This window comes from Rhizobium sp. WSM1328, assembly GCF_057653715.1.
In genome coordinates this window covers 894,573-908,885 of the sequence record NZ_CM172788.1, presented here as the reverse complement: position 1 = coordinate 908,885, position 14,313 = coordinate 894,573, and the positions used below count along the sequence as shown (strand labels likewise).

Sequence of the window (14,313 nt, the reverse complement as noted above, 5' to 3'; positions counted from 1 at the left end):
GAATGCGGCACTACAACCTAAACGAATAGGGTCCCTGTGTTTCTGGAAATTGGAATTGTGGCGTTTCTCACCATCCTGAATGGTGTGCTCGCCATGTCGGAGCTGGCCGTCGTGTATTCTCGAACAGCTCGCCTAAAGGTCCTCTCCGACAATGGAAGCAAGGGTGCAGCTCAAGCGATCAAACTTGCTGAAAACCCTGGTCGTTTTCTCTCAACGGTGCAGATCGGCATCACGCTGGTCGGCGTTCTATCCGGCGCTTTCTCGGGGGCCACGCTCGGCGGCCGCCTGAGCGGATGGCTAGAAGCCCAGGGAATGTCATCGACGGCCGCTGATGCCATTGGCGTAGGTTCAGTCGTCGTGGCAATCACATATCTTTCGTTGATCGTCGGCGAACTTGTTCCAAAGCAGATCGCATTGCGGGAACCCGAAGCGGTTGCGGCCAGGGTCGCACCCGCTATGGCGGTCCTTTCAAAAATTGCGCTGCCACTCGTGTGGCTTCTAAACGCCTCCGGAAACCTTGTGCTCAAACTCTTGGGCCAAACAGGAAAAGCTGGCGAAAATGTCTCTGACGCAGAAATCAAAACTGTTCTGGCCGAGGCGCAGTCGGCTGGAGTGATCGAAAGCGAAGAGTCCGCGATGATATCAGGTGTCATGCGGCTGGCGGATCGCACTGCCCGAGCGCTTATGACGCCCCGACGGGACGTCGAAATTATTGATATCGACGACAGCCTTGATGAAATTCGGACCCAGTTGCACAGGACGAAGCGGTCGCGGTTGCCCGTTCGAAAAGGCAGTTCGGACGAGGTGATCGGCATCCTTCCGGTCAAGGACTTCTACGACGCGATGTCCGAACACGGCAGCGCCGACATCAAGGCTCTGACGCAAGACGTCCCGGTGGTTTCAGACCTTTCAACTGCCATCAATGTTATTGAAGCCATCAGGAAATCGCCCGTTCACATGGTGCTGGTTTTCGACGAGTACGGCCACTTCGAGGGGGTTGTCTCGTCAGGTGACATTTTGGAAGCAATCATGGGGGCTCTGCAGGAGGGACCGGTCGATGAACAGGCCATCGCTCGGCGAGACGACGGCTCTTATCTCGTGTCGGGCTGGACGCCAATTGACGAGTTCGCTGAATTCTTAAACCTCAAGCTCGATGGCGACTTGGAATATCAGACTGTCGCCGGCCTGGTGTTGGAAGAGTTGAAACATCTGCCGGAATTGGGCGAGAGCTTCACGAGAGATGGATGGCGCTTCGAAGTCGTCGATCTCGACGGGAGGCGCGTGGACAAAATACTTGTGTCGGCTGAGTGAAGCTTCGTCGCCGGCGACTTCGCCTTTGAGGTCGTCAATCTCGACGGCCGCAACATCGACAAGATCCGCATCCACCACATCGACGATGTGGCCTGACAGCAGGAGTGAACGCCATGGCATGGTCCGCCAATCAATATGTGAAATTCGAGGATGAGCGCACGCGACCGGCGCGCGACCTGTTGGCACAGGTGCCGCTGCAAAACCTTCGTCATGCCATCGATCTCGGCTGTGGCCCGGGCAATTCGACCGAGCTGATCATCGAGCGCTACGGGGCGGACGGCGTCTCGGGCGTCGACAGCGACATGAACATGCTGGAGGCGGCGCGCAAGCGGCTTCCGGGCACTGCCTTCGTCGAGGCCGATCTCACCCGCTGGCAGCCGGACGAACCCGCCGACCTGCTGTTTGCCAATGCCGTCTTCCAATGGCTGCCCGATCATCTCGATATCTTCGACCGACTGATGGACGGGCTTTCCGAAGGCGGCGTGCTGGCCGTGCAGATGCCCGACAATCTCGGCGAACCCTCGCATCTGGCGATGGAGGAGACGGCGCATGCCGGCCCGTGGAAATCCGCCTTCGAGGCGAAGAGCGTGCGCCGCAGGTCGCTGCCGCCGCCGTCCACCTATTACAGCCGACTGATCGCCAAAGCCGCGCGCGTCGATATCTGGCACAGCGTCTACAATCACCCGATGGCGGATGCTGCTGATATCGTCGAATGGGTGAAGGGAACCGGGCTGATGCCCTATCTCGCCCATGCCGGCGAAGAGCATCGCGAGGCGTTCCTGGCCGATTATCTGGAGCGGTTGGAAAAGGCCTATCCCAAGATGTCGGACGGGCGGGTGCTGCTCAGGTTTCCGAGGATCTTCATGGTGGCGGTGAAAGGCTGACGCTGACCGCCGGCAAGCAAGGCTACTCGAGCTCGGGCGCCCCGGATAGTGTCAAATGCTTGTTATCCCTCGCCTGCATATGTTGCGGCAAAGCTGGCGCGCAGTATAGTCGGCCGCAAAATCCAAGGAGATGACACATGGACGCTGCCCCTACCCCGCCGGTCACCCTCGTCATCTTCGGCGCCACCGGAGACCTGACGCGCCGCCTGCTGGTGCCGGCGATCATCAATCTGACGCGCAGCCGCCTGGTCGGCGAGGATCTCCACATTCTCGGCATCGGCATCGAACCGGGTGACGACGAATTCCTACGCGGGCGGCTCGACCAATTCCTCAGCCATCTGAGCGGCGAAGAGCCGATGGTGAAGGACGAGGCCTGGGAAAGCCTGCGCCGGCGAATTTCCTATACGTCCGGGGATTTCACCAAGGACGATATTTTCGTCGAGATCGGCAAGAGGCTGGGCCCGCATGCGAATGCCGCCTTCTATCTCGCGGTGCCACCCTCCTTCTTCGGCACGATCGTCGAGAAGCTCGCCGCGCATGGGCTGACCGATGAAAGCGACGGCGTCTTCCGCCGCGTCGCGATCGAGAAGCCGTTCGGCACCGATCTCGCCTCGGCGCAGGCGCTCAATGCACAGATCCTCGCGCAGGTCGGGGAGAGCCAAGTCTACCGGCTCGACCATTTCCTCGGCAAGGAAACCGTGCAGAACCTGATGACCGCCCGTTTCGCCAACATGATGATCGAATCTTTGTGGAACAGCCGCTATATCGACCATGTGCAGATCACCGCTGCCGAAATCGTCGATGTCGGCAGCCGCGGCAAATTCTACGATGCGACGGGTGCGCTGCGCGACATGGTGCCGAACCATCTCTTCCAACTGCTGGCGATGATCGCCATGGAGCCGCCGAACAGCTTCGATGCCGAAGCGATCCGCAATGAAAAGAGCAAGGTGCTGAAGGCGCTGCGCGTCTATACGCCTGAGGAGGCCAAGACGCATGGCGTGCGCGGCGCCTATGCTGCGGGCCCGCTCAATGGGGCTCAGCTTCCCGCCTATCGCGACACCAAGGACGTTTCGCCAGACAGCAGGACCGAGACCTTCGTGGCGCTGAAGCTCTATGCCGATACCTGGCGCTGGGCCGGCGTGCCCTTCTATCTCAGGACCGGCAAGGCGCTGACGGCGCGCGACACCGAGATCGTCATCACCTTCCAGCCGGTGCCCTTCGCGCAGTTTCGTGAGACCGACGTCAAGCGCCGCCTGCCGCCGAACCGGCTGGTGATCCAGGTGCAGCCGGATGAGGGCATGAGCATGGAAATCTCGATCAAATCGCCGGGGCTTTCGGTCGATACCGTGCCGGTCTCGCTCGATTTCCGCTATGCCGACAAATTCGATATTGCCAAGACCACCGGCTATGAATCACTGCTCTACGATCTCTTCATCGGCGATCAGACGCTGTTCCAGCGCGCCGACGGCATCGAAGCCGGATGGGCGGTGGTGCAGCCCTTCCTCGATATCTGGGCGAACGACCAGAGTGTGCCTGACGCCTACGCGCCGGGCAGCATGGGACCCGCCTCAGCCGACGAACTGATGCAGCGCGACAGGCGGCAGTGGCATGAACTCGGCGTCGTGCTGCACAAAAACGACAAATAGCCGGTCCTGCTTTCTGATCTGGGGCCTATCCTGTCAGCGGCAGGCGTCGCTTAGCGTACCGTCGCGCTCTGCCGCGCGGTACTGACGCGTTCCGGGCCGCGGGCAGATGGTCCGATCGGACGGAATGACGACGGTGATATCACCGGTTTCGACTGGATCGAGCGGAATCATGAGTCCGCCATTGGATTCCGCTCCCGGCACCGTGCCGGGTGGCATGCCGCCGAAGCGGCCGCTAGAGTCCATATCAGCAAGCGCCTGGGAGAAGGCCGGAGCGACGAAGCCGAGGAGAATGATCGAGGCTGCTGCAAGAAACATACGCATGATGCTATTCCCTATGGTTTCAGCGATGCGACAGAAACAGCAGAACGACCTCATTGTTCCCCCGGAAGCGGAGGCGGACGATCAAAGTTTGGCGATCGGAATATGGCACCTCAGAGCGGGCGATCTCCGGCTCAATCGCGCCAGCGCGACAGCAGCCTGTCGAGACCTGTCGGATAGAGATCGATGCCGGCGTCCCGCAGGCTGTCGCGACAGAACCAGCGCGCGGTCGCCGCCGTCTCGTCGAGCTCGGAATAGTGGATTTCGTCGCGCTCATAGAGCGATGCATCGGCCAGTTCGATATCGGCAGCAAAGATGTATTCGTGACCGGTCGCGCCGTGATGCTCGTAGATGTTTTCAAGCAGATGCCAGGGGCCGACGATGCGGATATCGGTCTCGAGTTCCTCCTGGAATTCGCGGTGCAGGGCTTCTTCGCGGCTCTCGCCGAATTCAATCGCGCCGCCAAGCGGGCGAACGCCCTTGATGCGGCCGCTGTCATCCTCCACTTCGGCGGCAAGCAGCTGGTCTTTCCGCCAGGCGAGGCCGATCACCTTCACCCTGATCTGCTGCGATGGGCGCCAGACGGTCACGAACTCTCCTTTCATAGGGACAGGGCTTGCTTTTCACCCCGGTATAGCGAGAACAGTGAGCCCCGCAACAAAGCGAGGCTCCTGCCGATCCCTCGTCTCAGACGAACTGGCTGAGGCCCGGAACGGAAGCGACGACCTCGTCGACAACCTCCTCGCCGGCATATTGCTTGGCGATCGCGATGGTTTCCTTGGCAAGCGAAGTGATCTCGCCCATGCCGAGGCCCTCACCCATCAGCTGCTGGCCGAGCCCCATGATGCCGCCGCCGCCGAGCGAGCTCATCAGCCCGCCGAGCAGGCCGCCGCCGCCGGCGCCTGCGCCGTTGAACTGGGCAACGAGATCGGCGCCGCCAGGGATCGCTTCGATCATCTTGGCAACCGGACCATCGGCGGCCTCGCGCTGCAGAAAGCCGAGCATCATGCCGAGCGCCTTTTCGGCGAGGTCTGGCGCGATACCCACGCGATCGGCGATCTGGGTTACAATTTCATTCATGTCAGCCTCCTGTTATTTGACGTTAACGTCAACGTTAATCGAAATTCCACAGCAACTCAAGCCGGCCCCTCCCCGGGCCGCACTTTGTCCGGTTTTGCTTTCAACGCAAACAGTTGTCGGCATGCACCTGCCTGCTTATAACAAGGAAACGATGGTTCGATGAAGGCGGCAGAAGCACGCCTTCTCATACAAATGGCGGCAGAGCCCCAAGGGAGCATTCCGAATGATCGAGGATGGCAAGATTTTCATCGGCGCGAGCCGCAATCCCGATGACAGCATCAACAAGCCAGAATATCTCGACCTGAAATTCGGCAACCGTCACGGCCTCGTCACCGGCGCCACCGGTACCGGCAAGACGGTGACACTGCAGGTGCTGGCCGAAGGCTTCTCGCGGGCCGGCGTTCCGGTATTTGCGGCCGATATCAAGGGCGATCTTTCCGGCATCGCCGCCAAGGGCGAGCCGAAGGATTTCCTGACGAAGCGCGCCGAGCAGATCGGTTTCACCGACTATGAATTCGACCAGTTTCCGGTGATTTTCTGGGATCTGTTCGGCGAGAAGGGCCACCGGGTGCGCACCACCATCGCCGAGATGGGACCGCTGCTGCTCGCCCGTCTGATGGATGCCTCCGAACCGCAGGAAGGCGTCATCAACATTGCCTTCAAGATCGCCGACCAGGGCGGGCTGCCGCTGCTCGACCTCAAGGATTTCAGCTCGCTGCTCAACTATATGGGCGAGAACGCCAGCCAACTTTCCAACCAGTACGGCCTGATCTCCAAGGCCTCGGTCGGCTCGATCCAGCGGGCGCTGCTCGTTCTCGAACAGCAGGGTGCGGAGCACTTCTTCGGCGAACCGGCGCTGAAGATTTCCGACATCATGCGCACCAGCAACAACGGCTACGGCCAGATCTCGGTGCTGGCCGCCGACAAGCTGATGATGAACCCGCGGCTTTACGCCACTTTCCTGCTCTGGCTGCTTTCCGAACTCTTCGAGGAACTGCCCGAGGTGGGCGACCCCGACAAGCCGAAGCTCGTCTTCTTCTTCGACGAGGCGCACCTGCTCTTCAACGATGCGCCGAAGGTGCTGACCGAACGTGTCGAGCAGGTGGTGCGGCTGATCCGTTCCAAGGGCGTCGGCGTCTATTTCGTGACGCAGAACCCGCTCGACGTGCCGGAAACGGTGCTCGCCCAGCTCGGCAACCGGGCGCAGCACGCGCTTCGCGCCTATTCGCCGCGCGAGCAGAAGGCGGTGCGGACGGCGGCCGATACATTCCGCGCCAATCCGGCCTTCGATTGCGCCACCGTCATCACCAATCTCGGCACCGGCGAGGCGCTGGTCTCGACGCTGGAGGCCAAGGGCGCGCCTTCGATCGTCGAGCGCACGCTGATCCGCCCACCCTCCGGTCGCGTCGGCCCGGTGACCGATGACGAGCGCCGTCAGATCATGGACAGGAGCCCGGTTCTCGGCGTCTATGACGAGGATATCGACCGCGAATCCGCCTTCGAACTGCTGGCCGCACGGGCGAAGAAGGCAGCCGATGCCGAAGCCGCCAAACGGGCGCAGGAAGAAGCGCCTCAGCAACAGGGCGGCACAACCTCCGGCTGGAACCTGCCGGGCTTCGGCGGCGGCAATGACGACGACAACCAGGGCCGCGGCCAATCGCGCGGCCGGACGTCCAGCTATCAGCGCGAAACGGTGGTGGAAGCGGCAATGAAGAGCGTGGCCCGCACGGTGGCAACACAAGTCGGCCGGGCGCTGGTGCGCGGGATCTTGGGGAGCTTGAAGCGGTAGGGTTGCGGCGAGCTATAAAAGCCCCTCATCCGCCTGCCGGCACCGACCGGGGTCGAGCCACAGGTCTCGCCCCGTCCTTCGGACCCCCGCTCGCGGGGCGAAGCGGAATAGCCGCAACCTCTCCGTTCCTCCCCTCTCGTAGGGCACGTCCCCTCGCCCCGCTTACGGGGAGAGGGTTAGGGTGAGGGGCAACTTCGCACGCCTTCTCTGATCGTTCCCCTTCTTGAACCCGCAGCATTTATTCCCTAAATTACCTGCCATCGACCATTTCAACAGGATGTGTGCCGCAATGGATTTCAACCCGATCGCAACGCCAGTTCGCCTTGCCAACGGGGAAAACCATATCCATGCCTGCATCCATCACCCTCTCCCAAATTTCGTGGTCCGCGCCTGACGGGCGGCCGCTTTTTTCCAATCTCGACCTGAGTTTCGGGGCTGAGCGTACCGGTCTGGTCGGGCGCAATGGCGTCGGCAAGACGACGCTGCTCAAGCTCGTCTCCGGTGAACTCCAGCCGCATTCCGGGACGGTATCGGTCAGCGGCAGTCTCGGCGTGCTACGGCAGAGCGTTCAGGTGACGTCTGACGAAACGGTTGCCGATCTCTTCGGCGTGACCGACGCCCTCGCTATTCTTCGCCATGCGGAAGCCGGCGAGGCAACGGCCGACGAGCTGGCATCCGCGGACTGGAGGCTAGAGGCGCGCATTGCCGCAGCGCTCAATCGGACGGGGCTCGACGCACTGCCGGAGACGCCGCTTGCTGTGCTCTCAGGCGGGCAGCGCACCCGTGCCGGGCTTGCGGCGCTTGTTTTCACCGAACCGGACTTTCTGCTGCTCGACGAACCGACCAACAATCTCGATCGCGAGGGCCGCGAGGCGGTGATCGCGCTGATGTCAGGCTGGCGGGCCGGCGCCGTCATCGTCAGCCATGACCGCGAACTGCTCGAAAGTGTCGATGCGATCGTCGAATTGACGTCGCTCTCTGCCACGCGCTACGGCGGAAACTGGAGCCATTATCGCGAACGCAAGGCGCTCGAGCTCGCGGCGGCACGGCATGATCTCACTGACGCCGAAAAACGCATCGCCGAGGTTGCCAGGAAGGCGCAGGCGACGGTGGAGCGTCAGGCGCAGAGGGACAGCACCGGGCGGAAGACGGCCGCCAAGGGCGGCATTCCGCGCATCGTGCTCGGCGGTATGAAGGAGCGGAGCGAAACGACGGGTGGCAACAATGCCCGCCTCGCCGACCGTCGGCGCGCCCAGGCACTGGACGAGGCAAGGGCGGCGCGCGAGAAGATCGAGATCCTGCAGCCCTTGTCGGTCACCCTGCCGCCAACCGGGCTGCCGACCAGCAAGACCGTCCTGAAAATGGATGGCGTGACATCGGGCTATCTGCCAGGCGATCCCGTCATCCGCAATCTTTCCTTCGATGTGACGGGACCGGAGCGTATCGCCGTCACCGGCCGCAATGGCTCGGGCAAGACGACGTTGCTGGCGCTTATTACCGGCGAGTTGAAACCCTGGGCCGGCACGGTCAACGTCATGACCGACCTCTCGATGCTTGATCAGAAGGTCAGCCTGCTCGATCCGTCGATCTCGATCCGCGACAATTTCCGCCGGATCAATCCGCTTTCCGATGAAAATACCTGCCGGGCTGCGCTTGCCCGCTTCATGTTCCGGGCGGATGCGGCGCTGCAGACCGTATCGACGCTCAGCGGCGGGCAATTGCTGCGGGCGGGCCTTGCCTGCGTGCTCGGCTCGGCACCGCCGCCGCTGTTGATCCTCGACGAGCCGACCAACCATCTCGACATCGACTCAATATCAGCGGTCGAGGCCGGACTGCGCGCCTATGACGGCGCGCTGCTCGTCGTCAGCCACGACGAAACGTTCCTTCAGAGCATTGGGATCACGCGGCGGTTGGAACTGTCGCCCGCCGACCCGGGATAATTCCGGCTCATGCCTGCTGCCGGCCTCCGACGCGACGGCTCCGGCAGACGGCGACGATCAACGCGGTTACGCAGATCAGGAGTTCAAGAGCGAAGGTCCAATGCAACATGAAACTCACGACCCAATTGCTGTAGGTCGCCGGCACCGTCGTCAGCTCGAATTTCGACCAATCGAATGGCGCGAGCCAGAGGATCGGCGCGGCGACGGTATCCATGATCATGTGGAGCACGACGGCTGCGAAAAAGACGGCGGCCGCGGGAAACCAGCGCGACGCCAGCCGTCCGATCACCGGCAGAGCCACGACGGCGAGAGCAAGCCAGAACAGCGGCCAGTGCGAGACATAGCCGTGATGATGGACCTTGCCGCCGGTCAGAAAGAAATAGACCATGTCGAAATCCGGAAGCACGCTACCGACCAATGCCGCGGTCATGATGCCGGGCGCAGCGGATCGCTGCCGCGCGGCGCTCGCCAGAATGTAGCCTGCCGGCAAATGGGCAATGAGCATGCGTCTTGTTCTCCCGGTCGGCCCCGAGGAATCCTCTATGCACGGTTTGTGGCTGGAAATCGGCGCACGTCCGGCTCCCTTGCCTCTTCTTGCGGGCAATGTTATTTGGATCGCTCAAGCTTTTGAGAAAGGAGGATCACGCAATGCAGTATTATTTTCGGTTTAATCGCCAGCGTGGTCCCGTCAACGCCCTGCAAATGCGTTTGCAGGGCTGACCAGAGACCGTTTCTCGACATCTCTTCCTGGTCTGCCCTTCGTGGCCAATGCGACGCCGTAGATGACAGCGCGCATTCCTCTCATTTCCCGGGCTCGAACCGCGCAATCCCGTGATGGCTGAACGCCCCGGAGCGCGCTTGATACCCGGTCAAGACCAGAGAACGATCATGACACTCATCAATATCCGCAATCTCGGCGTGACGCTGGGCAGTCCGTTGTTTTCCAAGCTCAATCTCGTCGTCAATGGCGGCGACCGCATTGGTCTCGTCGCCGCCAACGGGCGGGGGAAATCGACGCTGCTTGCCTGCATCACCGGCGCGCTGGAGCCAAGCGAGGGCGAGATCACCAAAGCGCGCGGGCTGACCGTCGGCCATGTCGCGCAGAATGTGCCGCCTGCCCTTTTCGACACGCCGTTCTACGATGCGGTGCTGCAGGCGCTGCCGGCCGATCAGGCCGAAAGCGAAAGCTGGCGGGTCGACGTGGTGCTGGAATCGCTCGAGGTGCCGGAGGTCATGCGCGGCCGGCCGCTGAAGCAGTTGAGCGGCGGCTGGCAGCGGCTTGCCATGCTTGCCCGCACCTGGGTGAGCGAACCCGACGTGCTTCTGCTCGACGAGCCGACCAACCATCTCGACCTCGAAAAGATCGCGCAGCTGGAGAGCTGGCTGAATGCGCTGCCGCGCGACGTGCCGGTTGTCCTGTCCAGCCACGATCGCGCCTTCCTCGATGCGACGACCAACCGGACGCTGTTCCTGCGGCCGGAGCAATCGCCGATCTTCGCCCTGCCCTATACAAGGGCGCGCGCCGCCCTCGACGAGGCCGACGCTTCCGAAGCCCGGCGCTACGAGCGCGACATGAAAGTGGCGGAGCAACTGCGCAAGCAGGCGGCCAAGCTCAACAATATCGGCATCAACTCCGGCAGCGATCTGCTCGTCGTCAAGACGAAACAGCTCAAGCAGCGGGCGGAGAAGCTGGAGGATGCGGCAAAACCGGCGCATCTGGAGCGCTCGGCCGGCGCCATCCGGCTTGCCAATCGCGGCACGCATGCCAAGGTGCTGGTGACGCTGGAGGATGCGGCTGTGACGACGCCGGATGGAACGCTGCTGTTCAAAACCGGCCGACAATTCATCTGCCAGGGTGACCGCATCGTGCTGCTCGGCCTCAACGGCGCCGGCAAGTCGCGGCTGGTGTCGATGCTGAAGCAGGCGATCGAAAGACCGGATACGGCGCGGGACGCGTCAAGGCGACGCCTTCGCTCGTGCTCGGCTATGGCGACCAGGCGCTTGCCGATCTTGCCGACACCGATACGCCGATCGGCACAATCATCCGCCGCTTCGATGTCGGCGACCAGCGGGCGCGGGGCTTGCTGGCTGGCGCCGGCATGACGATCGACATGCAGGCAAAACCGATCGGCCAGTTGTCCGGCGGCCAGAAGGCACGGCTCGGCATGCTGGTGCTGCTGCTTGCGGAACCGAATTTCTACCTGCTCGACGAGCCGACCAACCATCTCGACATCGAGGGACAGGAGGCGCTGGAGGGCGAGTTGATGGCGCACGAGGCGAGCTGCCTGCTGGTCTCGCATGACCGCAGTTTCGTGCGGGCGGTGGGAAACCGGTTCTGGCTGATCGAGAAGAAGCGGCTGGTGGAAGTCGAAAGCCCGGAGGGGTTCTTTGCTTCGTTGGAATCAGGCGTGTGATGGGTGGCGCGGCGTGCCGCGCCGCCCCATCCTTCGCGAGGGTTCGCAACAAATCTCAATGTTAAAAGACACTCCGCAACGTCGGCGCGGGGCATGGTTTCTTGAGAGCCGGGCGGTGTCGCAATCGCCCTCTCGGCTTTTCTTCCCATGAACACGAGGCATCTCCATGCATATCAGATTAGTCGCCTGCGCCGTCCTGGCGCTTTCGGTTGCCGTTCCGGCCGTTGCCGCCGATCTCACCTATGAAACGCCGCCGGCGCCGTCAGCCGGAGAGGTATCTTCAGCCTATGACTGGTCGGGCTTCTATCTCGGCGCCCAGGGCGGATATTCCTGGAGCCAGGCAAAGATCCTCGGCTCGGATCAGGATATCGACAGCGGCACGTCAGGCCTGCATGCCGGCTATAATTTCCAATCCGGAAATATCGTCTACGGCATCGAGAACGACTTTAACTACAACTTCGAGAAAAATGACAATGCGAACCTCGAATGGGATGCCTCGGGCCGAGCTCGGGTCGGTTATGCTTGGGATCGAACCCTGTTCTTTGCAACGGCAGGCGTGGCGGCCGGCGGCGGCAAGGTCGACATTTCCGCTGCCGGAAAGAAGGACGGCATCCTGATCGGCTGGACGGCCGGCGGTGGCATCGAACACGCGGTCACAGACAATATCCTGGTGCGCGGCGAATATCGCCATTCCGATTTCGGCAACAAGGACTTCGGCTCGACCATCGGCGATGTCGGCGCTACGCAGGATAAGGTCCTCTTCGGGACCAGCTACAAGTTCTGACGGAAAGGCAGGGCGGCAGCCGTATGAGGGGCCTGCCGCAGCTGCCGCGTCAAACCCTACCGCTTCGGTGCGACCAGGCAGAAGAAGGCGCCTTGCGGGTCGGTGGCCTGGATGATCCAGCTGCCGCCGGGGACTTCCATCGGGCCGTGGACGACCTTGCCGCCGCCTGAGGTGACGCGTTCGATCGCGGCGTCGAGGGTGGGCACGATGAAATAATAGCACCAGAACGTCATCGGCATGTTTTCCGGCTTGGTCATCATACCGCCGGTCTGCCTGCCGTTATGGGCGAAAAGATAGTAGACGCCCATCGGGCCCATGTCGAATTCACTGTCCTTCGTCCAGCCGAACAGCTTGGAATAGAAGGCCAGAGCCTGTTCGCCATTGCCGGCATAGAGTTCGTGCCAGCCGATATTGCCGGGTGCGTCGAAGGCCAGTTCCGGCATGGGCTTCTCCATCGGCGCCGGCGTCATGATGCAGAGCACCGCGCCATGTGGATCGGCGACGACGGCGAAGCGGCCGATGGTCGGGATGTCTTCCGGCGGACGGCGGACCGAACCGCCACTGGCGGCGAAATCCTTGGCCGACTGGTCGACGTCGTCGACATCGACATAACCCGTCCAGTTCGGTGGAATGCCCTTACCCTCGAGTTCGGCCGGAAATTCCATCAGGCCGGCGACGCCGATGCCGTTCGCCTCGAAGATCGTATAGGTGGGCATGCCCTCCATTTTCATTTCGGAGGTGGTCCAGCCGACGACCGAGCTATAGAATTTCGCGGCAGCCGATGTGTCGGGGGTCATCAACTCGCACCAGATGAACTTTCCATGCGTCTCGGACATCATACTCTCCCTTGTTCGACGCCCTTTTCCCGAGGCCTCTTTTTCGAAACCCCTTTTTCAAGGTTGAGCGCCGTGATTGTCAGATCTTGCGGGCGTAATGTGCTTCCATGAACTGCTTCCAGGAACCGTCAGGCTGCTTGGCGCTGGAGATGAAGGTGCGGTGATCGGCGTCGGTGAAGATGATCTGCTCGCGGTAATCGGCAAGCCTCTCGCTGTTGAAGTCGGGACCTGTGGTATAGAGGTCCAGCACACTGCCTGACGCGTCGAGCTCGCCCTCATAGACCCACATATAATCCATCATGCTGCCGATCCAGCTGCCGACGTATTTGCCTTTTGCGGCGTTGTAGCCGAGCGTCAGGATGCTGGTGGCCTCTTTGCCATCAGGCATGCGGCCGGTCCCTTCGGCGACGAACCAGATGCCGTGCAGTGAGCGGACGGTTTCCGTCCAGGGCTCGCTTCCCGTCATGTCGGGTGCGGTGACGGTCCAGTCGCCGATCAGTCTTTCCAGGAAGGAATGTTCCTTCAGCACTTCAGCGGTCTTCATCGTCCTCTTCTCCCTTGAGTGATGGTGGCCTATTTCAGTGACAGCAGGATGGCGCCTTCGGGGCCTCATCATATTCGTCGTGGCGGCGCACGAAATTCATCGTGCTGTCCTCGTTGCGGCCTTTCGGCGCGCGGTCGAGGATCATCAGGGTGCCGATCAGTTCTTCCGGCCCGCGGGCATAACTCGAATAGGTATGGAAGATCTCGCCCCTGTCGTTGTGGTAGAAAGCGCTGAGGCCCGGCAGTTCGTCATTGGCGTCAGCCGGCTGCATAGGCGTGAAATTGTAAAAGACCTCGTCCTTGGCAAGATCCTCCGGGCTAAAAGATACGTGATAATCGAAATTGAAGTCGCTGCCGAAGGAAGAGACCCAGGGAAATTGCCAGCCCATGCGCTGTTTATAGGCGGCGATCTTGTCGAGCGGCGCGCGTGAAACGGCGACCCAGGTGACGTCGTGATGGTTCAGATGCGGCAGGGCGCCATCGACATGATCGGACAGGAAGGAGCAGCCGGTGCAGCCGGCGTCCCAATCCGGGCCGAGCATGAAATGGTAGATCAGCAACTGGCTGCGGCCGTCGAAGAGATCGGCGAGCGACCTCCTGCCCTCCGGCGTTTCGAAGACATAATCCTTGTCGACCTTCACCCAGGGCAGCGCCAGACGGGCGGCGTTGACGCTGTCGCGTAGCCGCGTCGCCTCCTTCTCCTTGGCCAGCAGGGCACGGCGGGCTTCGAGCCACTCTTCGCGGGACACAACTTCATTCTGCATGAAA

The 14,313-nt window shown here is 61.9% G+C and carries 13 protein-coding genes and 1 pseudogene; 7 read left to right on the top strand and 7 right to left on the bottom strand.

Translation table 11 applies throughout. From position 1 onward, the window contains the following. Positions 1–36: 36 nt before the first annotated feature. The 3 genes from AC2444_RS04655 to zwf all read left to right on the top strand — a co-directional run bounded on the left by AC2444_RS04655 (position 37) and on the right by zwf (position 3,841). On the top strand, positions 37–1,311 hold the full coding sequence (locus AC2444_RS04655; RefSeq protein WP_012756593.1) for a hemolysin family protein: 1,275 nt from the start codon (positions 37–39) through the stop codon (positions 1,309–1,311). A gap of 113 nt (positions 1,312–1,424) precedes the next feature. After that, entirely contained in the window at positions 1,425–2,195 is a 771-nt protein-coding gene (tam, locus tag AC2444_RS04650) for a trans-aconitate 2-methyltransferase (protein WP_012756592.1), read from the top strand. Between the two features lie 137 nt (positions 2,196–2,332). After that, positions 2,333–3,841, top strand: coding sequence for a glucose-6-phosphate dehydrogenase (zwf, locus tag AC2444_RS04645; RefSeq protein ID WP_012756591.1), 1,509 nt, complete (start codon positions 2,333–2,335; stop codon positions 3,839–3,841). Between the two features lie 33 nt (positions 3,842–3,874). On the opposite strand, the gene AC2444_RS04640 is transcribed toward zwf, so the two are convergent. The 3 genes from AC2444_RS04640 to AC2444_RS04630 form a co-directional block, all read right to left on the bottom strand. Next, on the bottom strand, positions 3,875–4,216 hold the full coding sequence (locus AC2444_RS04640) for a hypothetical protein (RefSeq protein ID WP_017993372.1): 342 nt from the start codon (positions 4,214–4,216) through the stop codon (positions 3,875–3,877). Positions 4,217–4,293: 77 nt separating this feature from the next. Further along, entirely contained in the window at positions 4,294–4,749 is a 456-nt protein-coding gene (locus AC2444_RS04635; protein WP_012756589.1) for an NUDIX hydrolase, read from the bottom strand. 97 nt (positions 4,750–4,846) lie between these two features. Beyond that, entirely contained in the window at positions 4,847–5,239 is a 393-nt protein-coding gene (locus AC2444_RS04630) for a hypothetical protein (RefSeq protein WP_003546502.1), read from the bottom strand. A 223-nt stretch (positions 5,240–5,462) separates the two neighbouring features. Here AC2444_RS04630 and AC2444_RS04625 point away from each other — a divergent pair, with 223 nt between their 5' ends. After that, positions 5,463–7,028, top strand: coding sequence for a helicase HerA-like C-terminal domain-containing protein (locus AC2444_RS04625; RefSeq protein ID WP_012756588.1), 1,566 nt, complete (start codon positions 5,463–5,465; stop codon positions 7,026–7,028). A 347-nt stretch (positions 7,029–7,375) separates the two neighbouring features. Then, a complete protein-coding gene (locus tag AC2444_RS04620) occupies positions 7,376–8,968 on the top strand; it encodes an ABC-F family ATP-binding cassette domain-containing protein (protein ID WP_012756587.1) in 1,593 nt (530 codons plus the stop codon). Between the two features lie 7 nt (positions 8,969–8,975). Here AC2444_RS04620 and AC2444_RS04615 read toward each other — a convergent pair whose 3' ends face one another. After that, the gene (locus AC2444_RS04615; protein WP_128449123.1) at positions 8,976–9,473 is read right to left on the bottom strand and encodes a metal-dependent hydrolase; all 498 of its coding nucleotides are present in this window, start codon (positions 9,471–9,473) and stop codon (positions 8,976–8,978) included. Between the two features lie 383 nt (positions 9,474–9,856). Here AC2444_RS04615 and AC2444_RS04610 point away from each other — a divergent pair. After that, positions 9,857–11,382 (top strand): annotated as a pseudogene (locus AC2444_RS04610) (ABC-F family ATP-binding cassette domain-containing protein). Positions 11,383–11,548: 166 nt separating this feature from the next. Beyond that, positions 11,549–12,166: an outer membrane protein gene (locus tag AC2444_RS04605; RefSeq protein WP_012756584.1), complete on the top strand. Its 618-nt coding sequence runs from the start codon at positions 11,549–11,551 to the stop codon at positions 12,164–12,166. A 56-nt stretch (positions 12,167–12,222) separates the two neighbouring features. Here the strand turns inward: AC2444_RS04605 and AC2444_RS04600 are convergent, their stop codons facing one another. The 3 genes from AC2444_RS04600 to AC2444_RS04590 form a co-directional block, all read right to left on the bottom strand. Beyond that, positions 12,223–13,002 carry a VOC family protein gene (locus AC2444_RS04600; protein ID WP_012756583.1) on the bottom strand — a complete coding sequence of 260 codons (780 nt, stop codon included), beginning with the start codon at positions 13,000–13,002 and terminating at the stop codon, positions 12,223–12,225. 79 nt (positions 13,003–13,081) lie between these two features. Further along, positions 13,082–13,546: a DUF1579 domain-containing protein gene (locus AC2444_RS04595; protein WP_012756582.1), complete on the bottom strand. Its 465-nt coding sequence runs from the start codon at positions 13,544–13,546 to the stop codon at positions 13,082–13,084. 34 nt (positions 13,547–13,580) lie between these two features. Beyond that, on the bottom strand, positions 13,581–14,309 hold the full coding sequence (locus tag AC2444_RS04590; RefSeq protein WP_012756581.1) for a DUF899 domain-containing protein: 729 nt from the start codon (positions 14,307–14,309) through the stop codon (positions 13,581–13,583). Positions 14,310–14,313 lie beyond the last annotated feature (4 nt).

Bases quoted from the DNA above. Each gene is read 5' to 3' on its own strand.
- AC2444_RS04640 (WP_017993372.1), bottom strand. From the start codon at position 4,216: ATGAGGTCGTTCTGCTGTTTCTGTCGCATCGCTGAAACCATAGGGAAT.
- AC2444_RS04600 (WP_012756583.1), bottom strand. From the start codon at position 13,002: ATGTCCGAGACGCATGGAAAGTTCATCTGGTGCGAGTTGATGACCCCC.
- AC2444_RS04625 (WP_012756588.1), top strand. From the start codon at position 5,463: ATGATCGAGGATGGCAAGATTTTCATCGGCGCGAGCCGCAATCCCGAT.
- AC2444_RS04630 (WP_003546502.1), bottom strand. From the start codon at position 5,239: ATGAATGAAATTGTAACCCAGATCGCCGATCGCGTGGGTATCGCGCCA.
- AC2444_RS04590 (WP_012756581.1), bottom strand. From the start codon at position 14,309: ATGCAGAATGAAGTTGTGTCCCGCGAAGAGTGGCTCGAAGCCCGCCGT.
- AC2444_RS04620 (WP_012756587.1), top strand. From the start codon at position 7,376: ATGCCTGCATCCATCACCCTCTCCCAAATTTCGTGGTCCGCGCCTGAC.
- AC2444_RS04595 (WP_012756582.1), bottom strand. From the start codon at position 13,546: ATGAAGACCGCTGAAGTGCTGAAGGAACATTCCTTCCTGGAAAGACTG.
- tam (WP_012756592.1), top strand. From the start codon at position 1,425: ATGGCATGGTCCGCCAATCAATATGTGAAATTCGAGGATGAGCGCACG.
- zwf (WP_012756591.1), top strand. From the start codon at position 2,333: ATGGACGCTGCCCCTACCCCGCCGGTCACCCTCGTCATCTTCGGCGCC.
- AC2444_RS04605 (WP_012756584.1), top strand. From the start codon at position 11,549: ATGCATATCAGATTAGTCGCCTGCGCCGTCCTGGCGCTTTCGGTTGCC.
- AC2444_RS04615 (WP_128449123.1), bottom strand. From the start codon at position 9,473: ATGCTCATTGCCCATTTGCCGGCAGGCTACATTCTGGCGAGCGCCGCG.